At 57.5% G+C, this 24,529-nt stretch carries 26 protein-coding genes and 1 rRNA gene; 8 read left to right on the plus strand and 19 right to left on the minus strand.

Annotated elements, in window-relative coordinates:
• Positions 1–78: 78 nt before the first annotated feature.
• A 16S ribosomal RNA gene (locus RYB66_RS16185) occupies positions 79–1,617 on the minus strand.
• Between the two features lie 506 nt (positions 1,618–2,123).
• Positions 2,124–3,335 carry a tyrosine--tRNA ligase gene (tyrS, locus tag RYB66_RS16190; RefSeq protein WP_010194979.1) on the minus strand — a complete coding sequence of 404 codons (1,212 nt, stop codon included), beginning with the start codon at positions 3,333–3,335 and terminating at the stop codon, positions 2,124–2,126.
• A 201-nt stretch (positions 3,336–3,536) separates the two neighbouring features.
• Between tyrS and RYB66_RS16195 the strand changes: the two genes are divergently transcribed.
• Complete coding sequence (locus RYB66_RS16195) at positions 3,537–4,955, plus strand: peptidoglycan DD-metalloendopeptidase family protein (RefSeq protein ID WP_005743959.1); 1,419 nt, start codon at positions 3,537–3,539, stop codon at positions 4,953–4,955.
• 3 nt (positions 4,956–4,958) lie between these two features.
• Positions 4,959–6,053 (plus strand): anhydro-N-acetylmuramic acid kinase, encoded by a 1,095-nt coding sequence (locus tag RYB66_RS16200; RefSeq protein ID WP_004663838.1) that lies wholly within the window; start codon positions 4,959–4,961, stop codon positions 6,051–6,053.
• Positions 6,054–6,115: 62 nt separating this feature from the next.
• Here RYB66_RS16200 and erpA read toward each other — a convergent pair whose 3' ends face one another.
• Together erpA and argC are read right to left on the minus strand one after the other, a co-directional pair.
• Positions 6,116–6,466, minus strand: a complete 351-nt coding sequence (gene erpA / locus RYB66_RS16205; protein ID WP_002551953.1) for an iron-sulfur cluster insertion protein ErpA — start codon at positions 6,464–6,466, stop codon at positions 6,116–6,118.
• A 99-nt stretch (positions 6,467–6,565) separates the two neighbouring features.
• Entirely contained in the window at positions 6,566–7,600 is a 1,035-nt protein-coding gene (gene argC / locus RYB66_RS16210) for an N-acetyl-gamma-glutamyl-phosphate reductase (RefSeq protein WP_004663836.1), read from the minus strand.
• Between the two features lie 133 nt (positions 7,601–7,733).
• Here argC and hemJ point away from each other — a divergent pair, with 133 nt between their 5' ends.
• The 5 genes from hemJ to coq7 all read left to right on the plus strand — a co-directional run bounded on the left by hemJ (position 7,734) and on the right by coq7 (position 11,231).
• Positions 7,734–8,162, plus strand: coding sequence for a protoporphyrinogen oxidase HemJ (gene hemJ / locus RYB66_RS16215; RefSeq protein ID WP_004660765.1), 429 nt, complete (start codon positions 7,734–7,736; stop codon positions 8,160–8,162).
• Positions 8,163–8,270: 108 nt separating this feature from the next.
• Positions 8,271–9,179, plus strand: a complete 909-nt coding sequence (locus tag RYB66_RS16220) for a DUF805 domain-containing protein (protein WP_005743960.1) — start codon at positions 8,271–8,273, stop codon at positions 9,177–9,179.
• A gap of 63 nt (positions 9,180–9,242) precedes the next feature.
• Positions 9,243–10,019: an SDR family NAD(P)-dependent oxidoreductase gene (locus RYB66_RS16225; RefSeq protein ID WP_005743961.1), complete on the plus strand. Its 777-nt coding sequence runs from the start codon at positions 9,243–9,245 to the stop codon at positions 10,017–10,019.
• 103 nt (positions 10,020–10,122) lie between these two features.
• Positions 10,123–10,461 carry a histidine triad nucleotide-binding protein gene (locus RYB66_RS16230; protein ID WP_005758042.1) on the plus strand — a complete coding sequence of 113 codons (339 nt, stop codon included), beginning with the start codon at positions 10,123–10,125 and terminating at the stop codon, positions 10,459–10,461.
• 122 nt (positions 10,462–10,583) lie between these two features.
• Positions 10,584–11,231, plus strand: coding sequence for a 2-polyprenyl-3-methyl-6-methoxy-1,4-benzoquinone monooxygenase (coq7, locus tag RYB66_RS16235; RefSeq protein ID WP_004660761.1), 648 nt, complete (start codon positions 10,584–10,586; stop codon positions 11,229–11,231).
• 76 nt (positions 11,232–11,307) lie between these two features.
• On the opposite strand, the gene speD is transcribed toward coq7, so the two are convergent.
• A complete protein-coding gene (gene speD, locus RYB66_RS16240; protein WP_002551946.1) occupies positions 11,308–12,102 on the minus strand; it encodes an adenosylmethionine decarboxylase in 795 nt (264 codons plus the stop codon).
• 242 nt (positions 12,103–12,344) lie between these two features.
• Positions 12,345–12,767 (minus strand): OsmC family protein, encoded by a 423-nt coding sequence (locus RYB66_RS16245; RefSeq protein WP_005743963.1) that lies wholly within the window; start codon positions 12,765–12,767, stop codon positions 12,345–12,347.
• Positions 12,768–12,976: 209 nt separating this feature from the next.
• Here RYB66_RS16245 and crp point away from each other — a divergent pair, with 209 nt between their 5' ends.
• Positions 12,977–13,621 carry a cAMP-activated global transcriptional regulator CRP gene (gene crp, locus RYB66_RS16250; protein WP_005743964.1) on the plus strand — a complete coding sequence of 215 codons (645 nt, stop codon included), beginning with the start codon at positions 12,977–12,979 and terminating at the stop codon, positions 13,619–13,621.
• A gap of 11 nt (positions 13,622–13,632) precedes the next feature.
• Here the strand turns inward: crp and RYB66_RS16255 are convergent, their stop codons facing one another.
• The 13 genes from RYB66_RS16255 to RYB66_RS16315 all read right to left on the minus strand — a co-directional run bounded on the left by RYB66_RS16255 (position 13,633) and on the right by RYB66_RS16315 (position 24,527).
• A complete protein-coding gene (locus tag RYB66_RS16255) occupies positions 13,633–14,328 on the minus strand; it encodes a lipoyl protein ligase domain-containing protein (RefSeq protein ID WP_316894850.1) in 696 nt (231 codons plus the stop codon).
• A 29-nt stretch (positions 14,329–14,357) separates the two neighbouring features.
• Positions 14,358–15,194, minus strand: a complete 837-nt coding sequence (trpC, locus tag RYB66_RS16260; RefSeq protein ID WP_005781013.1) for an indole-3-glycerol phosphate synthase TrpC — start codon at positions 15,192–15,194, stop codon at positions 14,358–14,360.
• The gene (gene trpD / locus RYB66_RS16265) at positions 15,191–16,240 is read right to left on the minus strand and encodes an anthranilate phosphoribosyltransferase (RefSeq protein ID WP_316895002.1); all 1,050 of its coding nucleotides are present in this window, start codon (positions 16,238–16,240) and stop codon (positions 15,191–15,193) included. Before trpD ends, trpC begins: the two co-directional genes overlap by 4 nt.
• A gap of 21 nt (positions 16,241–16,261) precedes the next feature.
• Positions 16,262–16,861, minus strand: a complete 600-nt coding sequence (locus tag RYB66_RS16270; RefSeq protein ID WP_002551940.1) for an aminodeoxychorismate/anthranilate synthase component II — start codon at positions 16,859–16,861, stop codon at positions 16,262–16,264.
• Positions 16,862–17,273: 412 nt separating this feature from the next.
• Positions 17,274–17,783 carry a lysis system i-spanin subunit Rz gene (locus RYB66_RS16275; RefSeq protein ID WP_005743966.1) on the minus strand — a complete coding sequence of 170 codons (510 nt, stop codon included), beginning with the start codon at positions 17,781–17,783 and terminating at the stop codon, positions 17,274–17,276.
• Positions 17,780–18,325: a glycoside hydrolase family 19 protein gene (locus RYB66_RS16280; RefSeq protein ID WP_057404118.1), complete on the minus strand. Its 546-nt coding sequence runs from the start codon at positions 18,323–18,325 to the stop codon at positions 17,780–17,782. The genes RYB66_RS16275 and RYB66_RS16280 overlap by 4 nt, the downstream gene beginning before the upstream one ends.
• A 112-nt stretch (positions 18,326–18,437) precedes the next feature.
• Positions 18,438–18,983, minus strand: a complete 546-nt coding sequence (locus RYB66_RS16285) for a hypothetical protein (protein WP_057404119.1) — start codon at positions 18,981–18,983, stop codon at positions 18,438–18,440.
• A 10-nt stretch (positions 18,984–18,993) separates the two neighbouring features.
• Entirely contained in the window at positions 18,994–20,868 is a 1,875-nt protein-coding gene (locus RYB66_RS16290; protein ID WP_057403246.1) for a hypothetical protein, read from the minus strand.
• Positions 20,869–20,878: 10 nt separating this feature from the next.
• Positions 20,879–21,478, minus strand: coding sequence for a YmfQ family protein (locus RYB66_RS16295; RefSeq protein ID WP_010439013.1), 600 nt, complete (start codon positions 21,476–21,478; stop codon positions 20,879–20,881).
• Positions 21,466–22,506 (minus strand): baseplate J/gp47 family protein, encoded by a 1,041-nt coding sequence (locus RYB66_RS16300; RefSeq protein ID WP_003372716.1) that lies wholly within the window; start codon positions 22,504–22,506, stop codon positions 21,466–21,468. Before RYB66_RS16300 ends, RYB66_RS16295 begins: the two co-directional genes overlap by 13 nt.
• A complete protein-coding gene (locus tag RYB66_RS16305) occupies positions 22,496–22,894 on the minus strand; it encodes a phage GP46 family protein (protein WP_004663819.1) in 399 nt (132 codons plus the stop codon). The genes RYB66_RS16300 and RYB66_RS16305 overlap by 11 nt, the downstream gene beginning before the upstream one ends.
• Complete coding sequence (locus RYB66_RS16310) at positions 22,891–23,403, minus strand: phage baseplate assembly protein V (RefSeq protein WP_004660748.1); 513 nt, start codon at positions 23,401–23,403, stop codon at positions 22,891–22,893. Before RYB66_RS16310 ends, RYB66_RS16305 begins: the two co-directional genes overlap by 4 nt.
• On the minus strand, positions 23,400–24,527 hold the full coding sequence (locus tag RYB66_RS16315) for a phage baseplate assembly protein (protein ID WP_004660747.1): 1,128 nt from the start codon (positions 24,525–24,527) through the stop codon (positions 23,400–23,402). The genes RYB66_RS16310 and RYB66_RS16315 overlap by 4 nt, the downstream gene beginning before the upstream one ends.
• Positions 24,528–24,529 lie beyond the last annotated feature (2 nt).

Here is a 24,529-nt window from a genome sequence, read left to right on the forward strand (position 1 = left end):
GGGGCGCTGCTTCTAATCGTCTTCTTCAATGAATCAAGCAATTCGTGTGGGTGCTTATGGTGCAGCTGAGTCGTCGATTAAGGAGGTGATCCAGCCGCAGGTTCCCCTACGGCTACCTTGTTACGACTTCACCCCAGTCATGAATCACACCGTGGTAACCGTCCCCCCGAAGGTTAGACTAGCTACTTCTGGTGCAACCCACTCCCATGGTGTGACGGGCGGTGTGTACAAGGCCCGGGAACGTATTCACCGCGACATTCTGATTCGCGATTACTAGCGATTCCGACTTCACGCAGTCGAGTTGCAGACTGCGATCCGGACTACGATCGGTTTTGTGAGATTAGCTCCACCTCGCGGCTTGGCAACCCTCTGTACCGACCATTGTAGCACGTGTGTAGCCCAGGCCGTAAGGGCCATGATGACTTGACGTCATCCCCACCTTCCTCCGGTTTGTCACCGGCAGTCTCCTTAGAGTGCCCACCATAACGTGCTGGTAACTAAGGACAAGGGTTGCGCTCGTTACGGGACTTAACCCAACATCTCACGACACGAGCTGACGACAGCCATGCAGCACCTGTCTCAATGTTCCCGAAGGCACCAATCCATCTCTGGAAAGTTCATTGGATGTCAAGGCCTGGTAAGGTTCTTCGCGTTGCTTCGAATTAAACCACATGCTCCACCGCTTGTGCGGGCCCCCGTCAATTCATTTGAGTTTTAACCTTGCGGCCGTACTCCCCAGGCGGTCAACTTAATGCGTTAGCTGCGCCACTAAGAGCTCAAGGCTCCCAACGGCTAGTTGACATCGTTTACGGCGTGGACTACCAGGGTATCTAATCCTGTTTGCTCCCCACGCTTTCGCACCTCAGTGTCAGTATCAGTCCAGGTGGTCGCCTTCGCCACTGGTGTTCCTTCCTATATCTACGCATTTCACCGCTACACAGGAAATTCCACCACCCTCTACCATACTCTAGCTTGCCAGTTTTGGATGCAGTTCCCAGGTTGAGCCCGGGGATTTCACATTCAACTTAACAAACCACCTACGCGCGCTTTACGCCCAGTAATTCCGATTAACGCTTGCACCCTCTGTATTACCGCGGCTGCTGGCACAGAGTTAGCCGGTGCTTATTCTGTCGGTAACGTCAAAACAATCACGTATTAGGTAACTGCCCTTCCTCCCAACTTAAAGTGCTTTACAATCCGAAGACCTTCTTCACACACGCGGCATGGCTGGATCAGGCTTTCGCCCATTGTCCAATATTCCCCACTGCTGCCTCCCGTAGGAGTCTGGACCGTGTCTCAGTTCCAGTGTGACTGATCATCCTCTCAGACCAGTTACGGATCGTCGCCTTGGTGAGCCATTACCTCACCAACTAGCTAATCCGACCTAGGCTCATCTGATAGCGCAAGGCCCGAAGGTCCCCTGCTTTCTCCCGTAGGACGTATGCGGTATTAGCGTCCGTTTCCGAGCGTTATCCCCCACTACCAGGCAGATTCCTAGGCATTACTCACCCGTCCGCCGCTCGCCACCAGGTACAAGTACCCGTGCTGCCGCTCGACTTGCATGTGTTAGGCCTGCCGCCAGCGTTCAATCTGAGCCATGATCAAACTCTTCAGTTCAAACATCTAACTGGGTTTTGAGAAAACCCTAAACTTGGCTCAGCAATCGTTGGTTACATCTTTGATTTCTCGCGGAGTAACTTGGGTTGCTGATAATCTGTTGACTTCAGTCTGACACCACAAGCACCCACACGAATTGCTTGATTCAGTTGTTAAAGAGCGGGTGGTTAAGAGCTTTCGTCTCAACCGAGGCGCGCATTCTACAGCGTCTCTTGTATCTGTCAAGCGGTTATTTTAAGAAGCTTTCAAAGTTTCCTTTGCAACTTCAACCACTTGCGCTTCGATCAACTCTGCAGTTGCTCATCAGCGGGAGGCGAATTCTACAGCGTTACAACCGCGTGTCAAACTCTTTTTTCTCACCGCTGTCGTTCACTGCAGACTCGACCTCCTTCCTCGCTGACTCTTCACTTCAAACCCTTGTAAACCATTGATCTACAAGGCTTTTTCGTTTCCGTCTGCGCCGGAAGTGGGGCGAATTATAGACAGATCGCAGAGGGCGTCAACCGTTATTTTGAACTTTCTTCAGAAACCAGGGTAACGCGACCGAAAGCCTTCTTACCGGCCTGGCAGACGTGAGTTGCACCTAGCTTGAATACAAAGCCGCGATCCACCACCTCACCATCTATACGCACACCACCAGATGCCAGCAGATCGCGAGCGACCGCAGCGTTCTTTACCAGCCCTGCTTTATTAAGGACGGCCGAGATCGGCATATCCTCTATAGCAGCCACGGAGATCTCCGGCAGATCGTCTGGCAACTCGCCTTCCTTCATACGGTTGCCCGCAGAACGATGCGCATTGGCGGCAGCCTCTTCACCATGGAAACGGGCGACCAGCTCTTCGGCCAGCTTGATTTTGATATCACGCGGATTGGCACCCGCTTCACAATCAGCCTTCAAGCCATTGATCTCTTCCATCGAACGGAAGCTCAGCAGCTCGAAGTAGCGCCACATCAGCGAATCCGGAATCGATACCAGCTTGCTGTACATAATGCCCGGCGCTTCCTGAATACCAACGTAGTTGCCCAGCGACTTGGACATCTTCTTCACGCCATCCAGGCCTTCCAGCAGCGGCATGGTCAGAATGCATTGCGGCTCCTGCCCATAAGCGCGCTGAAGCTCGCGCCCCATCAGCAGGTTGAATTTCTGATCAGTACCACCCAGTTCGACGTCAGCCTTCAAGGCCACAGAGTCGTAACCCTGCACCAGCGGGTAAAGGAATTCGTGGATGGCGATGGACTGGTTGCTTTTATAGCGCTTGTCGAAATCGTCACGCTCAAGCATACGGGCGACCGTGTACTGCGAAGACAATCGAATGAAGTCAGCCGGGCTCAGCCTGTCCATCCAGGTGGAGTTGAACGCCACTTCGGTTTTGGCCGGATCGAGAATCTTGAAAACCTGAGACTTGTAGGTTTCGGCGTAGTCGAGAACCTGCTCACGGGTGAGCGGCGGACGCGTGGCGCTTTTGCCGCTCGGATCGCCGATCATGCCGGTGAAATCACCGATCAGGAAGATGATCTGATGCCCCAGGTCCTGAAACTGGCGCAGCTTATTAATAAGCACCGTGTGTCCAAGGTGCAGATCGGGCGCTGTCGGGTCGAAACCAGCCTTGATACGCAGTGGCTGGCCACGCTTCAGCTTCTCGACCAGTTCGGCCTCGACCAGGAGTTCATCTGCACCGCGCTTGATCAGCGCCAGCTGCTCTTCAACCGACTTCATTTCAGCCCCCAATTCAAAGGGAACCAACCTTACAAGATCAGAGCCCAATTACAAGTTTTGCCCAGCGTTCGCCTGCGAATCAGTGACTGATACGCGGGAAGGGTTGCTTCGAGCAGGTTTTGGTTATATTTTATACAGTTATTTCATCTTCATCATGTCATTCATCTTTTCCATTTCACCTTTTTCAAAGTCAAATTACCTATGAAAGACACACCGCCTAAAGCGCCCCCGCTTTATCCGAAGAGTCACCTGCTCGCTGCAAGCGGCATTGCCGCATTGTTGAGCCTGGCTCTCCTGGTTTTCCCTTCCAGCGAAGTTGAAGCCAAACGAACGAACCTTTCCCTTGATCTGGAGATGCCGGATCAGGACGTACAAGACCAAGACGCTCCAGACGCTGCTCAAGCCACACCTGAAACCACTGAATCGCCATTTGCCCAGATCGACAATGCCGATGACCAGGCTCAAGACACCGCCACAGCACAGTCTGACGCAGAAAAGCCGGCACCAGCCAAAGACCCTAACCATCGGGAAGTGATCGTCAGCAAGGGCGACACGCTTTCGACTCTGTTCGAAAAAGTCGGGCTGCCAGCCGCTACCGTTCATGAAGTACTGGCCAGCGACAAGCAGGCCAAACAGTTCACCAAGCTGCAGAACGGGCAAACCCTGCAGTTCGAACTATCGCCGGACGGCCAGCTCAAGCAACTGCATACCAAACTCAGCGAGCTCGAGACCATCAGCCTCTCGAAATCGGCTTCCGGCTTCGTTTTCAATCGCGAGATCAGCAAGCCCAATGTGCGCAATGCGTATGTGCATGGCGTGATCAACAGCTCACTTTCGCAATCCGCGCAGCGTGCTGGCCTGACTCATAGCATGACAATGGACATGGCCAACATCTTCGGCTACGACATCGACTTCGCGCAGGACATCCGCAAGGGTGACGAGTTTGACGTGGTGTATGAGCAGAAAGTGGTCAACGGCAAAAGCGTCGGCACAGGCAATATCCTTTCCGCTCGCTTTACAAACCGCGGCAAGACCTACACCGCCGTTCGTTACACCAACAAGCAAGGCAATACCAATTACTACACTGCTGACGGCAACAGCATGCGCAAGGCATTCATCCGCACCCCGGTAGACTTTGCCCGCATCAGCTCCATGTTTTCGATGGGTCGCAAACACCCTATCCTCAACAAGATCCGTGCGCACAAGGGCGTCGACTATGCGGCGCCACGCGGTACGCCGATCAAGGCAACCGGCGACGGCAAGGTTCTGCTCGCTGGCCGTCGCGGCGGTTACGGCAATACCGTCATCATCCAGCACGGCGATACCTACCGCACTCTGTACGGTCACATGCAAGGCTTTGCCAAAGGCATACAAACCGGCGGAACCGTTAAGCAAGGTCAGGTAATCGGCTATATTGGAACTACCGGCTTGTCTACCGGCCCGCACTTGCACTATGAATTTCAGGTCAATGGCGTTCACGTAGACCCGCTGGGCCAGAAGCTTCCGATGGCGGATCCGATCGCCAAATCCGAAAAACAGCGGTTCATGCAACAAAGCCAGCCGTTGATGGCGCGCATGGATCAGGAAAAGGCCACCACGCTGGCCTCGAATAAAAGGTAATCCATGGACTTCTTCTATATAGGTGTGATGTCCGGCAGCAGTCTCGATGGGATTGATATCGCCCTTTTGAAGCAGGATGACCGCTCAAGGCTTCTGGCTACTCACTACATCCCGATGCCGGAAGATCTGCATGCCGAACTGCTGGGGCTTTGCTCCAGTGGCGTCGATGAGCTTGCACGTGCAGCAATCGCCGAGCAGAAGTGGTGCAGGCTGGTCGCACAGGGCGTGCAGACCTTGCTGGAAGATCAAAACATGGTGCCTGCTCAGATTCGCGCCATTGGCAGCCACGGCCAGACTATTCGTCATGAACCTGCGCGCGGCTACAGCATTCAGATCGGCAACCCGGCGCTGCTGGCAGAGCTGACAGAAATCACCGTGGTAAGCGATTTTCGTCGTCGCGACATCGCCGCAGGCGGACAGGGTGCGCCGCTCGTGCCCGCCTTCCACGAAGCACTGTTCGACGATAACAAAGACCACCGCGCTGTATTGAACATCGGCGGCTTCAGCAATCTGAGCCTGATCGAATCCGATCGCCCGGTCGAAGGCTTCGATTGCGGTCCAGGTAACGTGCTGCTGGATGCCTGGATACAATCCCAGCGCCATGAAAGCTACGACAAGGACGGGGAATGGGCGGCGAGCGGCGAGGTTGATCAAGCGCTTCTCCAGAAACTGCTCAGCGATCAGTTTTTCCTGACCAAAGGCCCAAAAAGCACCGGTCGGGAAGTGTTCAACCTGGGTTGGGTGCACCATCATCTGTTCCAGCTGCCAACGTTGACACCTGAAGACGTGCAAGCCACGCTGCTGGAACTGACTGCATTGACCATCACAGAGTCCCTGCAATCGGCACAAGCGATCACCAAGGAGCTTCTGGTCTGTGGCGGCGGCGCACATAACAAGGCGCTGATGAAACGCCTTGCAGAGCTATTGCCTGACACCGAGGTCAGCAGTACCGAGAAGTTTGGCGTGGACCCTGACTGGGTTGAGGCCATGGCATTTGCCTGGCTGGCTCATTGCTGCCTCGAAGGCGTACCGGCCAACCGCCCAACGGTAACCGGCGCTAAAGGCAGACGTGTTCTGGGCGCGATCTACCCCGCCTGACGTCGTGCCTGAACGCAAAACGCCGCTCAATGAGCGGCGTTTTTGTTTACAACAAGCTTCAATCAGATCGAGAACGACGAGCCACAACCACAGGTCGTGGAAGCATTCGGGTTTTTGATCACGAATCGCGAACCCTCAAGTCCTTCCTGATAATCGACCTCTGCGCCAGCCAGGTACTGGAAGCTCATCGGATCGACAACCAGACTTACGCCCTCGCGCTCGACGATAGTGTCATCGTCGGCCACGTCTTCATCAAACGTAAAACCATACTGAAAACCTGAACAACCGCCACCTGTAACGAATACACGCAGTTTGAGACGATCATTGCCCTCTTCGTCGACCAGGGTTTTCACCTTGTGCGCTGCATTCGGAGTGAACTCCAAAGCGGTAGGCGTGAAGGATTCGACACTCATGTCAGATATCTCCCGGCGTTAGCCGTCGTAATGCGTAATGACGGCATTATCCGCTTCTCCTAGAAAATCGGTCAACTATTTGCTGGACGGCGGCAGTGCTTACGGCATCATGCCCGCGTGAGACAAACCGGCGCGCTCATCAAGACCAAACAGGATGTTCATATTCTGAACCGCCTGACCTGACGCGCCTTTGACCAGATTGTCGATAACCGACAGCACGACAACCAGATCGCCGCCCTGCGGACGGTGCACCGCGATGCGGCAAACGTTGGCTCCGCGCACACTGCGGGTCTCGGGATGGCTGCCAGCGGGCATTACATCCACAAAAGGCTCGTCGGCGTAGCGCTTCTCGAACAGCGCTTGCAGGTCCACCGAACGATCAGCGACTGTCGCATAGAGGGTGGAATGAATGCCACGAATCATCGGCACCAGATGCGGAACAAACGTCAGGCCGATATCACCGCCCGCAGCGCGACGCAGGCCCTGAGTGATTTCAGGCAGGTGACGATGGCCCTTCACGGCGTAGGCCTTGAAGCTTTCATTGGCTTCCGAATACAGAGAACCAATGCTCAGGCCACGTCCGGCACCGCTCACGCCGGATTTGCAGTCGGCAATAAGGCGAGTGTTGTCGGCAATGCCCGCCTCAAGCAACGGCAGGAAACCCAATTGTGTGGCTGTCGGATAGCAACCCGGCACGGCGATGAGCCGAGCATTCTTGATCTGTTCGCGATTGACTTCCGGCAATCCGTAAACCGCATCCTGCAGCAGCTGCGGAGCACCGTGCGGCTGGCCATACCATTTGGCCCACTCGACCGGGTCCTGCAGACGGAAGTCGGCAGACAGGTCGATCACCTTGGTGCCTGCCGCAAGCAGTTCACCGGCCAGTGCATGAGCGACACCGTGGGGCGTGGCGAAGAACACCACGTCACAGGCACCCAGGGTTTTCACGTCAGGTACGCTGAAAGCCAGGCCGTCGTAGTGCCCGCGCAGGTTCGGGTACATCTCGGCGACTGGCATGCCGGCCTCCGAGCGCGAGGTAATGACCACTACTTCTGCCTGCGGATGCTGTGCCAACAGACGCAGCAGCTCGACCCCGGTGTAACCCGTGCCGCCGACAATACCGACCTTGACCATAACCTGCCCTCAACGAAACAACTGGAAAGCGGTCGATAATAGGAGCCTATCGCCTCTGCGACAACCGACAACGTGACGTACGGACGCACAAGACACTACTATTCGGCCACCGTGAACCTGGGAATAATCAAAAATGCTCTATCTATGGGTCAAAGCGCTGCATGTCATTTCAATGGTCTGCTGGTTTGCAGCCCTGTTCTATCTACCAAGACTGTTCGTCTATCACTCGATGAGTGAGGACACGGTCAGCCGCGAGCGCTTCATGGTGATGGAACGCAAGCTCTACCGAGGCATCATGACCCCGGCGATGATCGCAACGCTGGTCTTCGGCGGCTGGCTGATCAGCTTTGACGTCAGCGGCTATTTCAGTCAGGGCTGGATGCACGCGAAGCTGGCACTGGTGTTCCTGCTGATCGGCTATCACCATGTCTGTGGCGCACAGGTCAAACGCTTTGCCCGTGGAGAGAATGGCCGCAGCCATGTGTTCTATCGCTGGTTCAACGAGATTCCTGTGCTGATCCTGATCGCTATCGTCATTCTGGTCATCGTCAAACCCTTCTGACCGGAAAGCATTCGGCCTCTCCAGTAACACACCAGGGCGCTCGGCTTTACGCAATGTGTAACGCAAGCGCCCGGTACTGTCCCCAACCACAAGACAAGGAAGCCCTGTATGGCCGATTCCCTCTTCAAGATTGTATTTGAAGGACAGGTGCGTGAAGGCGTCGAGCTTGATACCGCGAAGGCCAACCTTGCGGGGTTGTTCAAAAGTGAAGCTCGCGCAGTGCAAAAGTTGTTCAACGGCCAGCCCGTTGCGCTCAAGCGCGGGCTGACCCATACGGATGCTGAGCGCTACCTGAAGGCACTTAATGACGCAGGCGTCGAAGCACGCATCGAACCTGACAGCGACATCAGCCTGAGCCTCAATGAAATAGCCAGCGCGCCGCCACAAAAACCCGCGCATCTGGAAATATCGCCCTATGCGCCGCCCAAAGCACAGGTTGGCGGTGATCAGCCAGAGCATTCGACTCTAAAAGTCCTGAGCATAAATGGGCGCATCGGGCGTTTGCGCTATCTGGCCTGGAGCCTGGTATTGAGCGCAGCGGCACTGGCGCTGGTTGCCGTGTGCCTGCTGACGATGAACGAGTCACTGGTCGCTGGCGGGCTGCTGAGCGCAGTGGTGCTCGTAGTGTTTGCAGTCATCGGTGCACAGATCGGTATACAACGGCTGCACGACCTGGGCTGGTCGGGCTGGCTTTTACTGCTGACGATGGTGCCCTTCATAGGCAGTGTCTTCCCGTTCCTCATGGTCCTGCTGCCGGGTACAAAAGGCCCCAATCAGTTCGGCCCACCGCCACCGCCGAACTCGAAAGGCGTAAAGACGCTGGCCGTTCTGTGGTTGTTGCTGCTACCGATTATTCTGATCGGCCTCACTGCCGGAGGCGCAGGAATGCTGCGCGACGAGCTGGAATTGCAGACCGACGAGTACGAGCAATCCCTCCCGTACGACGATGAACAAGACCAGGACAGTGCCTTGATCGTGCCGGTGGATGTCAACAAAGAGCTCAAAGAAACACAGTGACACGTAATAGACTGCTCACGGTTCGGCAGACTGCCGGGCGCAATATGCTCAATGGAGAAATGCATGACCCGTTACGCCCTGATCACCGGCGCGTCCAGCGGCATAGGCCTGGCGATGGCCGAAGCGCTGGCACGCCGTGGTCGCAGCCTGATTCTGGTCGCCCGTCAGCGCGACCTGCTGGAAACAATTGCACTGGAATTGACTCAGCGTTTTGGCGTGGAAGTGCTGTTTCGTGCATGCGACCTGGGCGAACCGCTGCGACTCTCGGGCTTCCTGCTGGAGCTGGAAGACGGCGCGCATCAGATTGACCTGCTGGTCAATGCAGCGGGCATCGGCACGTGCGGACCTTTTCTGGCGCAGGACTGGAGCGCCGAGCAGGACCTGATCGACCTGAACATCCTCGCTCTGACGCGCCTGTGCCATACGGTCGGCAACCTCATGGCCATTCAGGGTGGTGGGCAGATACTCAATGTCGCCTCGGTGGCGGCGTTCCAGCCAGGGCCGTGGATGAGCACCTACTACGCGAGCAAAGCGTATGTGCTGCATTTTTCCGAGGGGCTGCGCGAGGAAGTGAAGAAGGCCGGGGTGAAGGTCTCGGTGTTGTGCCCCGGCCCGACCCGAACGGCTTTTTTCCGTACCGCGCAGTTGCAGGTCAATGTCGACAACCTGATGAGCCCCGAAGAAGTGGCCCTGTATACCGTTCGCGCACTGGCAAAGGACCGTGCAGTGATCATCCCCGGCTTCAGCACCCGTCTATGGACGCTCAGCCCGCGCCTGGTCTCGCGCTGGCTGGCCCGCCAGATCAGCGGCTACATCAACAGGAAGTACTGCCCACGCTGACAGACAAACGACTGGGCGAGCGGCGTCTCGCTCAGTACACTCAGGCGCACTGCTGCACAGCGATACCCTGCGACGACCATCAACCGACAAGGAGCAAACGGCTGTGGAAACTTTGTTTACCAAGATCATCAATCGGGAAATTCCGGCGAAGATCATCTACGAAGATGACCAGGTACTGGCTTTTCACGACATCGCCCCACAGGCACCCGTGCATTTTCTGGTTATCCCGAAAAAGCCCATTCGGACCCTGAACGATCTGACCGAAGAAGACAAAGGCCTGGCGGGGCATATCCTGTTCACAGCGCAGCGTCTGGCTATTGAACTGGGTTGTGAAGAAGGCTTCCGCGTGGTCATGAACTGCAATGATCTGGGCGGACAGACCGTTTATCACATTCACATGCATGTACTCGGTCAGCGTCAGATGAACTGGCCGCCGGGCTGATCCCGCGTTTCCGGGCTTTGCAGCCGGTCAGCGGCCGTTATGTTCGCTGGCCGGTCGACACAAGCCCCTGCTGCCTGCGGCCGATTCGGGTAAACTGCCCACATGATCTTCCGGAGGTGCCCATGGCTACCGAACGTCACTATTCCCCCCTCGACCGTCTGCTACTGCAAGCCGATAGCGCAATGCGCACATTGCTGCCATTGAGCGCACATCCGCAGCGCCCCTCCCCTGCGGTTGTCCAGCCCGATCACAAGATGAGCGACGTCGACACACGCCACGTTGCAGGCCTGATGCGCATCAACCATACCGGTGAAGTCTGCGCCCAGGCGCTGTACCAGGGGCAGGCGCTGACAGCGAAGCTGCCCAAGGTGCGCAAGGCGATGGAGCATGCGGCTGAAGAGGAAATCGATCACCTTGTGTGGTGTGAACAGCGCATTCATCAGCTTGGCAGCCATACCAGCGTGCTGAACCCGCTGTTCTACGGCCTGTCCTTCGGGATCGGTGCGGTAGCCGGCGTTATCAGCGACCGGGTCAGCCTGGGTTTCGTCGCGGCGACAGAGGATCAGGTCTGCAAACACTTGAGTGAGCACCTTGAGCAATTGCCGAGCGAAGACGGAAAGTCGCGGGCCATTCTGGAACAGATGCTTAATGATGAAGAACACCATGCCGAGTCAGCGCTGGAAGCAGGCGGCTTTCGCTTCCCGGCACCGGTCAAGTTTGGCATGAGCATATTGGCCAAGGTAATGACCAAGTCGACTTATCGCATCTGACGACGCATCAGGACGGATAAGGACGAATAAAAAAGGCGCCTGCATCAGGCGCCTTTTTAATGTCCGAAATCCGGGCTTATACGGCTACGTTACGGCCGTAGAAGATTTCCAGCATTTCGTGTTTGACCTTGGCGGTCACTTGTTCGCGCTGCTCGGCAGACAAGTTGCTGGTCGCGTCGCCGAACAGGTAGTTATCCAGTTCGAACTGCTTGAGCAGCATCTTGGTGTGGAACAGGTTTTCCTGATACACGTTCACGTCGGTCATCTGGTAACCGTTGCGCGTGTCTTCGGACAGGTAATTCTGGATCGAGTTGATTTCATGATCGATGAAGTGCTTCTTGCCTTCCACGTCACGGGTAAAGCCGCGCACGCGATAATCGACGGTCACAATATCCGACTCGAACTTGTGAATCAGGTAATTCAACGCCTTGAGCGGTGAAATAACGCCACAGGTCGACACATCGATATCCACGCGGAACGTGGCGATGCCATCTACCGGGTGAATTTCCGGGTAGGTATGGACCGTGATGTGGCTCTTGTCCAGGTGCGCCAGGATGGTTTCCGGCAGTGGACCTGGCGACTCTTCGATCTGGCTTTCGGTAGGCGTCACCGGCTGCTCGGAGATCAGAATGGTCACACTGGCACCTTGTGGATCGTAATCCTGACGTGCAATGTTCAGGATGTTGGCACCAATGATATCGACAACATCAGTCAGAATCCGCGTCAGGCGTTCTGCGTCGTACACACTGTTGATGTATTCGACATACGCCTGCTGGTCCTGCGGGGTTTCCGCATAGCAGATGTCATAAATGTTGAAGCTCAAGGTCTTTGTCAGGTTATTGAACCCGTGGAGCTTGAGTTTGCTTTTCACCGTTAAAAACTCTCTATATGGGTGCGGCGCCAGCCGCGTGATCAAGCATGCCCGTCAGTTGAGTCCGGCTCATCTGCGTAGGACGGTTAACACCTCTTCGCGTTGGCGATTTTGGTTGTCTGTTCGGGCCGCCAGCAGAAAACCAGTACATGCTGCGCCCTGAAAAAGTGGCGCATTATGCAGACGTCCGAAGCCGTCTGCCAGAGTGTGCGCCGTTTTTATGATCGTTGGATGTCTGGCGTTCAGGTCAACTCGATAATTTCATAATCGTGAGTGATCTCCACACCCGCGTTTCCGAGCATTATAGAAGCAGAGCAATACTTCTCCGCTGACAACTCGATAGCCCGTTTGACCTGAGCTTCTTTCAGGCCGCGGCCCTTGACGACGAAGTGCAGGTGAATTTTGGTGAACACTTTCGGATCTTCATCCGCGCGCTCGGCGTCAAGAAATGCCTCGCAGCTTTCCACTGGCTGGCGCGACTTCTTCAGGATGCTCACCACGTCAAAGTTGCTGCAGCCGCCCAGACCGATCAACACCATTTCCATCGGGCGTACACCCAGGTTGCGGCCACCGCTTTCAGGCGGGCCGTCCATCACTACCACATGACCGCTGCCGGATTCGCCGAGGAACATGGCTTCGCCAGCCCATTGAATGCGTGCCTTCATCGCCAGGACTCCACTGTAAAAAAGGGGTCGCCAGCTTAGCACAGCGCCAAACGCTGCCTGGACGCATTGGAAAAATGCTTTTCGTAGGAAACGCGTAGGAATATTCGCAAATAGCTTCCTACACGTCTGGAAAAGCTGGTGAGAATGCAGGCGCAGCCGATACCTACAGGTATGCCATTTGGCCATACACCTTATTTCGGAAGTCACGCATGGTCGCAATAACTTTTACGCCCAAAGCAAACAGTCTCGACAAGCTGCTGCCCCATGCGGAACGCCGCCGCTGCCCCGCCAAAAGCAACATCATCAATGCGGGTGATCGCTCTGAGTCGCTGTTTCTGATCTTGAAAGGCTCAGTCACGGTTCTGATCGAAGATGACGAAAGACGCGAGATGATCGTCGCCTATCTCAACAGCGGGGATTTTTTTGGTGAACTAGGTCTGTTTGAGCAGCCGGGACGCGAATCCGTGCGCAGCGCATGGGTGCGAGCCAAGACCGAATGCGAAGTGGCCGAGATTTCATACGGCGCCTTCCGCGAGCTGACCCGCCAGGAGCCGGAAATTCTCTACGCTTTGGGCAGTCAGATGGCCGAGCGCCTGCGCAACACCACACGCAAGGTCGGTGATCTGGCGTTTCTCGATGTCACCGGGCGAGTAGCTCGCACGTTGCTTGAGCTGTGCAAGCAGCCAGATGCAATGACCCACCCGGACGGGATGCAGATCAAGATTACCCGCCAGGAGATCGGACGCATCGTAGGCTGTTCAAGAGAAATGGTGGGGCGCGTGCTCAAAGCCCTGGAAGAGCAGAGCCTGGTCAACGTCAAGGGAAAAACGATGGTGGTGTACGGTACGCGCTGAACCTCTGCCAGTCAGAGTTCAGCGAGTAGCTGCCGATAGGCCTGCGCCAGGCGAGACAGAACGTCGACATCCGGAAACACTTCGTGCAAGGCAACGTGGCTTTCGGCCCGAATACGTGGCTCAAGCTCACAAAGCTCGTTGAAGCGGTTGACCGCTCCCGCCATCTGTACACGTTCATCATCCAGCAGCAATGCGCCGTGGGCCAACACCACAGGACGCGTTCCGCCCTGACTCTGCCGCCAGCGCTGGGCTGTTCCGACCATCTTGCGACCATCAAGGTTGACGTTGAAGCGGCCGTCACAGAATGCACCTGCCACTTCGCCCAATGAAGCCTGGCCGCCCAATTCGACCAGCAGGTCGAGCAGCGGCTGGCACAAGCGCAGGTAGGCGGTTTCTATGCGGTCACGATCAACATCAGCAGCGGGCTGTGCATAGACCAGCGCGATATTCACCGTGGAAGAGGATTGTGGCACCGGCTCACCACCGGTTTCACGCAACAACACGGGCCATCCATTGTCAGCCAGAGTCTCGCTGGCCTCGACAAAACCCGGCAAGCGGCTCATGCGCCGCGGCATGACCAGCGCCCGATCAGTAGGTCGCCAGAACAGCAACCCATGATCGGTAGCGCCGGAGCACACAGCCGCCAGAAGGTCCTGCTCGGCCTGCAAGCCTTGTTCGACGCAGATGTCGATGATCGAGTCTTGCATGCCGGACCTCAGCGTGGTGTTCAGTTCAGTCAGTCGATGGACGGGCCGCTCGCCGCAAGCTTGCGCTCCGGAAAGAACAGCCGCTGCAACTCGGCGCCCGGGTGTTCGGCGCGCATGAAAGCTTCGCCCACCAGGAACGAATAGACATCGTTGATTTCCATCAGCTCGACATCCGCACGATTGAGAATGCCGCTTTCGGTGATGACCAAGCGATCACGCGGGATGCGCGGTAGCAACTCCAGCGTGGTTTCCAGGCTCACTTCAAAGGTGTGGAGGTTGCGATTGTTGACACCCACCAGCGGTGTATCAAGCGTCTTGAGTGCGCGCTCCAGCTCGTCGCCGTCGTGCACCTCGACCAGTACGTCCAGCCCGACACGCTTGGCAACGTCGGCCAGCTCAGCCATTTGCGCGTCTTCCAGTGCCGACACGATCAGCAGAATGCAGTCAGCGCCCAACGCGCGAGCCTCGACCACTTGATAAGGATCGATCATGAAATCCTTGCGGATCACCGGCAAATTGCACGCCGCCCGCGCTTCCTGAAGATAGGCATCGGAACCCTGAAAGAAATCGACATCAGTGAGCACTGAAAGACAGGTAGCGCCTCCCGCCTGATAACTTCTGGCGATCTCGCCCGGCAGAAAATTCTCCCGGATAACGCCTTTGCTTGGAGACGCCTTTTTGACTTCTGCGATGACGGCAGGCAGCTTCAACCTGGCCTGAGTGATCAGCGCGTTGGCAAAGCCACGTGGCGCATCGACGCTGGCGACCTGTTGTTCAAGTTCGGCGAGGCTGACAATTGCTCGACGGGCCGCAATTTCCTCGGCCTTTCGGACAAGAATCTTTTCCAGTACGGTTGGCACGCTCATGCTTCGTTCTCCTGTTTGAATACTGCCGTGAAGGCACCCAACTCTTCCAGCTTTTCCCGCGCAAGGCCGGTGTGCAGGGCATCGTGTGCCAAGGCCACACCCTCTTTCAGGCTGGTCGCATGATCGGCAGCATAGAGCGCGGCACCGGCATTAAGCACGATCATTTCCGCGGCTTTCTGCCCGTTCTCGGTCATGCGTCGCCCAAGCGCATCACGAATCAGTTCCAGCGAAACTGCCGGACTTTCCACAGCGAGGCCATACAGACTCTGGCTTTTGATGCCCAGGTCTTCGGGCTGTACCCAGTATTCAGTCACTTCGCCATTTTTCAGCTCGGCAACGAAGGTCGGCGCGGCCAGACTGAACTCGTCCAGGCCGTCCTGCGAGTGCACCACCAGCACATGCTTGCTGCCCAGCCGCAGCAGCACTTCGGCCAGCGGCCGGCATAACGCCTGATTGAACACGCCGACGATCTGGTGGCGAACCCCGGCCGGATTGGTCAGCGGGCCGAGCATATTGAACAGTGTGCGCAGCCCCAGCTCGCGGCGCGGCCCGGCTGTGTGCTTCATGGCCGTGTGATGAGACTGGGCGAACATGAAGCCGATGCCCACGCTGTCGATGCAGCGAGCCACCTGAACAGGCGTAAGGTTCAGATAAACCCCGGCGGCTTCCAGCAGATCGGCGCTGCCGCTCTTGCCCGACACTGCGCGGTTACCGTGTTTGGCCACCGTGCAGCCAGCAGCTGCGATGACAAAAGCCGACGCCGTGGACACGTTGAAAATATTTGCGCCGTCACCGCCAGTGCCAACGATGTCTACAACGCCATCCAGTGTTTTCAGCTCGACACTGCTGGCCAGCTCACGCATGACCGAAACAGCACCGACGATCTCATCGATGGTTTCACTCTTCATGCGCATGCCCATCAGAAACGCACCGATCTGCGCTTCGGTGCATTGGCCGGTCATGATCTCGCGCATGACGTCGCGCATCTCGTCAGTGGTCAGGTCCAGCTGGTTGACCACGCGGTTCAGCGCGCTTTTGATGTTCATGGGGGTAGTCATAAAAAATCCTTAGCCCTGACGATGGCCGCCGCTCTGCTTGAGAAAGTTGGCGAACAGCTCGTGGCCCTGCTCGGTCAGAATCGACTCAGGGTGAAACTGTACCCCTTCCACGTTCAACGTTTTGTGACGCAGGCCCATTATCTCGTCAACCGAGCCGTCTTCCAGCGCAGTCCAGGCGGTCACTTCCAGGCACTCGGGCAAGGTATCGCTTTTTACCACCAGCGAGTGGTAGCGGGTTACCACCAGTGGATGATTAAGGCCTTCGAACACGCCGCCGTCCTGATGCACCACCGGGCTGGTTTTGCCGTGCATCACCTGGCGCGCACGCACCACATCGCCACCAAAGGCCTGCCCGATGGACTGATGCCCCAGGCACACACCCAGAATCGGCAGTTTGCCCGCGAAATGTTTGATCACTTCAAGCGAGACACCGGCTTCATTGGGTGTGCACGGGCCAGGCGAGACCACGATGCGCTCAGGGTTCAGGGCTTCGATCTGTTCAATGGTCAGTTCGTCGTTACGAATGACTTTGACATCAGCCCCCAGCTCACCGAGGTACTGCACGACGTTGTAGGTGAACGAATCGTAGTTATCGATCATCAGCAGCATTTTGCTATCAACCTTTTGATTTACTGACTTGATTCAGGCCTTCCGGATTCCACTTCGCCCATGCGTCCCCTCTTCAGCCACAACGCTGGGGGTGACAGAGGCAAAGGCATCATATATCGAAGGCATACAGGTACGGGTCCGGCAGGGCCGGCAAGGAAATAGTCAGGCGCGCCAACGCCAACGGGCGTGAGCCTTGACAACGCGCATCAAGAGTTTGCTGACAGTCGTCACGGAAGGGGTCTCATCGGTACGTTTCGGGACATTAGCGTACCGAACCGACCGGTGCAATATGAATGTACCGGGCTGCGCCGATTGAAAAGCGGTTAAAGGCTGAAAAGAGGGCCGCGCCTCCTTGTGGAGGCGGGATTGAGGCAGGGGCACGATGGCCGAGGGTGGGGAGCCGAGAGGAACATCAGTGCGCAATCTCGCGCACGTAGGCTTGGCAGGCCTTCAAAGCGATCAATCCCTGATCGCCGTAGTCGGTGATGGCGACAATTCGTCCAGCAGCCGCTGGGTCAAGTTCGCCTCGTGGGCCTCCATGAACCACGCCGCCGGAACCGGAGGCGGTTGGCATTCCATCGCCAGCGGTGGGGCTGGCAAGGAGGACTGACAGCCGCAGATCAGCGGTAGCCAGACGATCACGCAAGCGAGCCTGAGAAGTCTGTGCATCGCTCAATTCCTTATGAATGGTTGTATCGTTATCTTGCAGACGGAGTTCCAGCGCCCGCCTTCGTGCTTGTTCAGCGTTCTGCCAGTCGACGACCGCCAGCGCCGCCTGCTCGCGCTCTTGCTGCCAAGCCAGCGTTTGCGTAGACAGTTGCAGACCATAGTGAGCCGCCTGCCACTGCCAGGCGGCCCATGTACCCAGCCCTGACCCCAGCACGAATGCGAGGATCAGGAATCGCATATCCAGCACTTTCACGGCAGCACCTCCAATGCCCGCTGGTAAAGCGCCTGCCGATCCGCCAGGCCGTTGGTACCGCCGTTGATGCGGCGGGTGATCATCAGAAAATCACCCTTGTCTGCCAGCGCATTGAGGTTGGCCCGATCCCAGAACCACGCCGCCGACATGGCGGCATGCTCCGGCTGTTCAAGTAGTTGCGGCTGGCGCAACAAGTCCAGCCCCAGCGCCTCCCCGCACGCTTCGTAGTTAGCCCGCCCCGTCAACTGAATCAGCCCGCGCCCTCGGTACAGTTGACCGTCGCCATCTGCCTCTGGCGTGTTGCCCAGACGCAGCGCCAACTGCCCGGTGTCGTACTTGGCCAGATAGCTGTCGCTACCCAGCTCGCGCACATAACGAAGCTGCCCGGATTCATGCCCGATCTGAGCGATGAACCCAGCGATACGCAGGCGGGTGTTGATGGTGTAGCGGGTCATGGCGGTGTTGAGAGCAGGAACAAAAACGCCGGCTTTAGGGCCGGCGTTGGGGAGGATTTGCAGTAGTTGTTGCTGGTTGATAGGCATCGGTCCTCCTATTAGGGGTTACAGGACTAACCCGCCCCCTGAGTCGATAAAGTTCCCCTGTTTAAAAGCAAGTTGAACGGCAGATAAAACAACGCCCCGTCAGTGCGGGGCGTTATGGCTTGGGCAGTTCGTCTTCACTTACGCCTATTGATAACAGCGGTGCTGCAGACGGTTTAACATATACAAATGGCGTCGCAGGCGGCACCGGCCAATCGAACGACATTGGATAGCCTGGCAATGTCTCGAGTTGGGCAAGTTGCACTCGATACAGGCGTAGCGCGTCGAGCTCGGCGTTTACAGCAGGCAGTGATTTACGCTGATCGTCAGTGGCCATATCCAACGTTATGGCATCTTGCAACATATCCAGATCGGCAACCAATCCGTTGATTTTCGCAGAGACCTCGGCCGAGTAAATACCACGCTGGCACATCACCTGCGCCTGAACCATCTGCTCGGTGGGTTCGAGAATCTCGCCAAACTCGCCTGCAACTGCACGGTTGAAAAGATCTACACCGTGTGGCTCAGGGTCATGGGCAGAGGCACCAAAAGGCACCTCACCGAAAACATCCTTTGTTTCCTCGAAAATCACCGACAGGACGATGGAGGTATGGGCCAGATCGGACCAGCGAGGGTTTCGTGCACTTATTACTGTGTTCATATAACTACCTTTATCCAACTCGTTGAAAGAGTGTACGTTCGCTGCCCGAAAAAGCGCCGTGTGCACGCCAGGTGCCTCCGCCAATAAGGCCAGAATTGTTACCGGCACCATCGCTACCGTTTGTAGAGCTATAGATCAGGTTGGTGCCGGATACCATGCCTCCCTGATTAACCAGCCCTTGGGAATTGATGACACGTGCAAATGCATAGGAGCCGATGCCACCGAGCCCCAGTGCGGCAACTTTTGCGGGCAAATTCTGATCGTTGATCATGTCGCCAAAGTCAGAGCTGTCGACCTGAAGGCGCAAACTACCGGCACCGTTGTAGCCAAGGCGAACCTTGTTAGCGGACATGTTGGCACCGCCGCCCTGCTCGACTGGCGTGTAGCCAAGACGCGGTTGCAGGTAATAGACCTGACCGTCAGAGGCTCTGCGCATATAAGGCAGGTTTACGTCATTACCGGCAAAGCCGAGAACAGTTATGGAGTCCGCTGTGGGTCGCTGCGCATCACGAGCATCCGTCTCGGCCTTGGTATAAGCATCGGTGATGCCATATGCAGCAAGCGTGGTGCCCCAGTTGGCCTTGCCGTTGGGATCAAAGTTAGCCGCATACCAAACGCGTCCCAAATCGGTAGCGTCCACGGTCAATTTGAGGCCGTTATCAGACCAGCCTATCTTCACAACGTTATTGGATTGACCTGTGCCTGTACCTTGCTGGACGGGCGTGTACCCCAACTTTGTCTGAAGCCAGCTAATAGCAGAGTCTGCAACACGCCGCATGTAGGGTTGCCCTAGATCCCCACTGGCCAGCCCTACATAAGAGATAGCGTCCGCCAACGCCCTACTGGCCAGTCGCGTATCCACTTCGCTTTTGGCATACACCTCTGCCTTGGTATAGGCGTCAGTAATTTTATAAGACGCCAGCGTAGTGCCCCAGTCAGCTTTGGTGGCTGGATTAAAGTTGTTCGCATACCAGATATTGCCAAGATCAGTAGCGTCGACCATCGCCTTGAGGCCGTTATTCGACCAGCCGATCTTTACCTTGTTGTCGAGCTGGCCTGTACCACCGCCTTGTTGTACCGGAGTAAAACCCAGGCTCGGTTGCAGGGAAACCAAGGCGCCATCGGACTCACGGCGCATGTAAGGCGCATCAGGCTTGTTATTGGCCAGTCCTACATAGGTAATGGAATCGCGCAGCGGCCGCTGAAGATCGCGCAGATCGGCCTCGGCCTTGGTGTACGCATCCGAAATACCATTACCGCTGAGTGTTGTCGGATTGCTCCCCTCTTCCACCTGCCCATATTTATTGACCTTGACCCTCGTGTAATCACCCGCGGCCACACCACTGCGTCCCAGCAGACGCTCGAACGCAAGGTCAGTTGTACCCAGCACCGGCACTGTCGTATTGACCAGTTGCCATACGGTGCCCGCGTTCTTCGTGCCGGCTTGCACCGGCACCATATGACCCGGCGTGCATTCGGTGCTTTCGTTCGCATCCTGCGCACGAGCCCAGGCGCCTGCCGCGGCCACATAAATCCAGTTCTGCGACGCAGTGTCCTGATTCTTGACCAGCACCCGATCGCCGGCCACCAGTGTGACGTCATCGATGGTCTGCAAACCGCTCAGCCCAATGGAGACTGTCGTGGCGCAACGCACCGATTTTTTGTAATCGGATGCTGCCAGGCCAAGAATGGCCCGGTGCAATTGAGTGACATCTTCCTCATTCGGCACAAGGCCAGCGCCGAGGATGACGTTCAAAATCTCCTGCGTCACCGAGTTGCCCCACTGCGCCGGGATCAGCGAACCAGGTGTGCCGGTTGCTGGGTTTTCATCTACAAACTTGCCGCTTGCCAAGCCTACGCCCGGCACACTCTTGGGATAATCCACATTGTGTTCCTCAGTTGAAGTTTACGAATTCGACGCTGTGCGCCGGTGCTGCTCGACGGATCAAACATTCGATTGCGAGCCCGGGATTCACCCCGAACCGCTCGCCCCAGTAGCTGGCCCCGAAGCGTCGGCCCAGCCGCTGGCGACCGCCGGTGTTCAGGGTCCACATGAACTGCGCATTCCAGGTGCCGAAGTGCGCCTGGCCAAAACGCGAACGCCCCATACGGGGCGCTCGGTGTTCGGTCACGGTGGCATCGGGGTAGCCCTGGCTGATGGCAATGTCGATGTAGAACGCCGCGTTCTGCCCTCCTGTCGCCACAAGCCGCTGGCGCACCGACAGACGCCGGTCTGCAAACAACGGTTTGAGCCCCAGGCACGGATCAGGCAGGTTCATCACCCGCTCCCAGTCCGGTACCAATTCACTGACGGTTGCAGGGTCCATCTCGTTGAGCAGGTCGAACGCGCGGCCATCGATGCGTGCGAACTCGCGGGACAGGCCGGTAATGACCTGCTGCAATTCCGGCACCCGCTCCGGATCCCACGCGGGACCAGGTGGCAACAGCGCCTGCAGTTGTCCGGCGTAATGTTCGGCAGTTCTTATGACGACCATTGAATACCCCCGAACGTGAGCAACTGGTTGGCCGCAGCAGTAACGTTGGCCACGGGTGAAACCAGCACATGATCGGTTTCGCCTGTCGCGCGGCTGATGGCCTCGGCGATGTGCGTGAGCAACAGGGTTTCGCCCAGTCCGCCCTCACGGTTGTGCAGGTCCAGCAGTTGCGCTTCGACCGCCGCCCGCACGGCGGAGGTATCCGGTGTGAGCCGGATGGTGTAGACCACCGGTTTCTGCACCGGCGCCAGCACATACACGTCTGCGGTGACCGGACGCAGCGGCTCGATATACGCAGCGACCGCAGCCAGCTGCTCGGCGTCAGGAATGGGATCGGCCTGGTCGTCACGCATGAAGAACACCGCCACCGTCCCCGGCCCCATGAACCGGCGCACACACCAGGCGCGCGTCACGCCCGGCACTTCCAGCGCCCAGGTCACGTAATCATCCTGATTGCCGCCATGCGGGATGACCCGGTAGGAGCGCACTACACGCGCACGCAACGACTCGATACTTTCCTGCGAGATGCCGCCGGAAAGTCCGTCGGCAATGACGGTGAAGGTGCTGTCGATGCCTTCGACCGGTTGCACGGCAGTCATGACCAGACCGGCATCCGCATTACCCAGAACACCGGCATCGACCGCTTCGACCGTGGTGGTGTTATTGCCCGCAACCGTGGTGACGCCTTTGGTCACGCGGTAGAAGCGTCCATCACTGAACTGCAGCACAGTGTCCGCATCCAGCACCGCGCCGGCTGCAGCGGTAAAGCGCACCGTGCCGGTAGCGGCCTGTGCCACCTTGCGCGGTTGCCTCAGGCGCAGGATGGCTTGCCGCTCAAGGGTCTCCTCGTCGGCGGTGTCCGGCAGAATCTGGTCGGCGATCCAGTCCTGATAGCCGTACAGTCCGTAGGCCGCGCCGCTGTGCGCACGGGACAATACCCGAGCATCGGACTGACGCAGCGCTTCGTCGGCGAGGTCGACCTGGGTTCGGTTGATCAGCGCCGGTAACGTAGGTGTTTCAAACGGCATAAATCACCTGCCACTGTTCAGAAGGGTTGAAGCGCACGATCTGACCGTCCGAAACGACCAGCTCGACGCCCAGGTTCAGGCGATTGCTCTGAACCTGTTCGGTAAGGATGTTGATGTTGCTGACCTGACCGTCATCGATCAGCCAGGCAAGCGCTTCGCGCGCATAGAACTCGGCGTCGCGCTGGGTCTGCGCAGTGAGCCGGACCCTGCGCAGCAGCCACAGCCTGGAGCCGATACGGTCATTGGCCTGTGCCGGGTAGGTGTCGCCCCACCAGCCATAGCGCTCGGCATCGTCGAACGGGTCGTCCGCTTCGGCACGCCGCCAGGTGAACAGGCTGATGACCACCGAGCGCAGCAAGGACGCCTGCAGAGAGCCTTCAATAATCATCCGGCACCTCCAGCGGGCGGTCCGCTCTGGCCGTTACCTGCCTGAACACCGCCATGCAGATGGCTGATCTGACTGATGCCAGCGGCAAGCTGGTCGCCTTTGGAAACAATCTTTCCGGTCTGGGTGATCTGCGGTGTGTCGAAGTTCACCGCTACCGCGGCCTTGATGTTCAAGGTGTCGGTTTCAATGTCGATGACCTTGCCGCGCTTGAGGTGAATCTTGTCGCCCTCGTCGGTATAGATCGCCACTTCGCCCGACTCCAGGCCCTTGAGGCGATAGCGCCGGTCGGCCACCACCAGCAGCAGACCGTGCGACCGGTCGCCACCAATGAAGGCGGCGATGCCCTCGGCGCCGGCCAGCGGGTTGCTGGTGAAGCCATAGGGTTCGAAGTGCTCCATGTCGTCCTTGACCTCTCCGGCGGTGAGGCGCATTTGCAGCGCCTGCATTTTGCTGCTGGCCCTGGCGAGCACCACCGTGCCGCGCACCAGCATGCGATTGAGTAAGCTCATGAGGTTGTTTCCTCGTCGATGGGCAGCAGCCAGGAGTAAGCGTCCTGATTGACCTGCACCTTGCTGCGCTTGTTGGGGTCACCTGGCTCGGCCTGGAAACCTTCAGGCGGACCGACCACCAGCGTGGTGATCGTGCCTTGGTCGCTAAGCGAGTAGGTCACGGCTGAAATCAGCATGTTCCGGCTCGTAAAACCGATGACCGGATCGATCACCCGGACCATGGTGTTGTGCCGCCAGAGCGCCCCGTTGGACTGCCGCCAGCCCTGGACCTTGTAGGTGGTGAGCAGTGCCTTGCCGGCCCGCTGACCACGCTCCCAATTGGCGCGACTCAAGGCGAGCTTCGGTGTGATCGGCGCATCCTCATGAACGACCAGTACGCGAAGACGCTTTTTATGCGCAGGGTCGTCATGCCGGTCATCCGTGACTTCTGCCGAGACCTCCGACGACTCCTTGCCGAACGTCTGGTCATTACCGGTCTGTTGACCAATGACCCGGTATTCGGAAAAAAGCCCGGAAAAGTCCCGCGCGATGACGGCGCTCAACACATTCTTGCCGAGTTCGAGCGCGTCTGCGCTCTGCCCGCGACTACCCGGCCTGGCCAGCACCACATTGCCGTATTCGTCATCGGTGGAAAAAATCCGGAACAGGGTCAGCAGCCGGTCAATGGACTTGAACACGGTTTCGGCAGGCTCGATGGTGTGATCGGCCATCTTCGAGGTCTCCGGTATTTCGCTGATCACCGACAAACCATAAGGAGCAGCCAGCGCTTCAACGATCTTCAACACCCCCACCTCCTTCCACTGGCTCGGCCTGTTGATGGCCGAGCAGTCGATGAGGTCGGCGGTTTTCGAGCGTCCGGAAATCTTTAGCGTGATTTGCTTGCCGTCATAGCTGATCGGCGCGGCAAACACCCAGCCGGTCAGAATCAACTCGCCGCCGATACGCACCTCGCACGCTGCGCCGGGCGTGATCGGATGCGAGATTTCAGTGCCCGGCCACTGCCAAGTAATGCTCACGTCAAAGCTGCGCGCCTGACGCTCGATCCCGGCAGAGATTTCCACCGACTTCCAGCCGGCATAGTCGTGCTCGTCAACCGTCAGGGTGACAACGTTAGGGTCGATCATGG

It is taken from the genome of Pseudomonas syringae group sp. 243L2 (assembly GCF_032587875.1).
Classification (GTDB): Bacteria; Pseudomonadota; Gammaproteobacteria; order Pseudomonadales; family Pseudomonadaceae; genus Aquipseudomonas; species Aquipseudomonas amygdali.

What these genes read in the sequence shown, in the direction of transcription:
- RYB66_RS16285 (WP_057404119.1), bottom strand. Translation starts at nt 18,983, where the DNA reads ATGAACACAGTAATAAGTGCACGAAACCCTCGCTGGTCCGATCTGGCC.
- coq7 (WP_004660761.1), top strand. Translation starts at nt 10,584, where the DNA reads ATGGCTACCGAACGTCACTATTCCCCCCTCGACCGTCTGCTACTGCAA.
- RYB66_RS16245 (WP_005743963.1), bottom strand. Translation starts at nt 12,767, where the DNA reads ATGAAGGCACGCATTCAATGGGCTGGCGAAGCCATGTTCCTCGGCGAA.
- RYB66_RS16305 (WP_004663819.1), bottom strand. Translation starts at nt 22,894, where the DNA reads ATGATTATTGAAGGCTCTCTGCAGGCGTCCTTGCTGCGCTCGGTGGTC.
- RYB66_RS16270 (WP_002551940.1), bottom strand. Translation starts at nt 16,861, where the DNA reads ATGCTGCTGATGATCGATAACTACGATTCGTTCACCTACAACGTCGTG.
- RYB66_RS16220 (WP_005743960.1), top strand. Translation starts at nt 8,271, where the DNA reads ATGGCCGATTCCCTCTTCAAGATTGTATTTGAAGGACAGGTGCGTGAA.
- trpD (WP_316895002.1), bottom strand. Translation starts at nt 16,240, where the DNA reads ATGAACATCAAAAGCGCGCTGAACCGCGTGGTCAACCAGCTGGACCTG.
- trpC (WP_005781013.1), bottom strand. Translation starts at nt 15,194, where the DNA reads ATGAGCGTGCCAACCGTACTGGAAAAGATTCTTGTCCGAAAGGCCGAG.
- tyrS (WP_010194979.1), bottom strand. Translation starts at nt 3,335, where the DNA reads ATGAAGTCGGTTGAAGAGCAGCTGGCGCTGATCAAGCGCGGTGCAGAT.
- hemJ (WP_004660765.1), top strand. Translation starts at nt 7,734, where the DNA reads ATGCTCTATCTATGGGTCAAAGCGCTGCATGTCATTTCAATGGTCTGC.
- crp (WP_005743964.1), top strand. Translation starts at nt 12,977, where the DNA reads ATGGTCGCAATAACTTTTACGCCCAAAGCAAACAGTCTCGACAAGCTG.
- argC (WP_004663836.1), bottom strand. Translation starts at nt 7,600, where the DNA reads ATGGTCAAGGTCGGTATTGTCGGCGGCACGGGTTACACCGGGGTCGAG.
- RYB66_RS16195 (WP_005743959.1), top strand. Translation starts at nt 3,537, where the DNA reads ATGAAAGACACACCGCCTAAAGCGCCCCCGCTTTATCCGAAGAGTCAC.
- RYB66_RS16255 (WP_316894850.1), bottom strand. Translation starts at nt 14,328, where the DNA reads ATGCAAGACTCGATCATCGACATCTGCGTCGAACAAGGCTTGCAGGCC.
- erpA (WP_002551953.1), bottom strand. Translation starts at nt 6,466, where the DNA reads ATGAGTGTCGAATCCTTCACGCCTACCGCTTTGGAGTTCACTCCGAAT.
- RYB66_RS16310 (WP_004660748.1), bottom strand. Translation starts at nt 23,403, where the DNA reads ATGAGCTTACTCAATCGCATGCTGGTGCGCGGCACGGTGGTGCTCGCC.
- RYB66_RS16200 (WP_004663838.1), top strand. Translation starts at nt 4,959, where the DNA reads ATGGACTTCTTCTATATAGGTGTGATGTCCGGCAGCAGTCTCGATGGG.
- RYB66_RS16295 (WP_010439013.1), bottom strand. Translation starts at nt 21,478, where the DNA reads ATGGTCGTCATAAGAACTGCCGAACATTACGCCGGACAACTGCAGGCG.
- RYB66_RS16280 (WP_057404118.1), bottom strand. Translation starts at nt 18,325, where the DNA reads ATGCCTATCAACCAGCAACAACTACTGCAAATCCTCCCCAACGCCGGC.
- RYB66_RS16225 (WP_005743961.1), top strand. Translation starts at nt 9,243, where the DNA reads ATGACCCGTTACGCCCTGATCACCGGCGCGTCCAGCGGCATAGGCCTG.
- RYB66_RS16300 (WP_003372716.1), bottom strand. Translation starts at nt 22,506, where the DNA reads ATGCCGTTTGAAACACCTACGTTACCGGCGCTGATCAACCGAACCCAG.
- RYB66_RS16315 (WP_004660747.1), bottom strand. Translation starts at nt 24,527, where the DNA reads ATGATCGACCCTAACGTTGTCACCCTGACGGTTGACGAGCACGACTAT.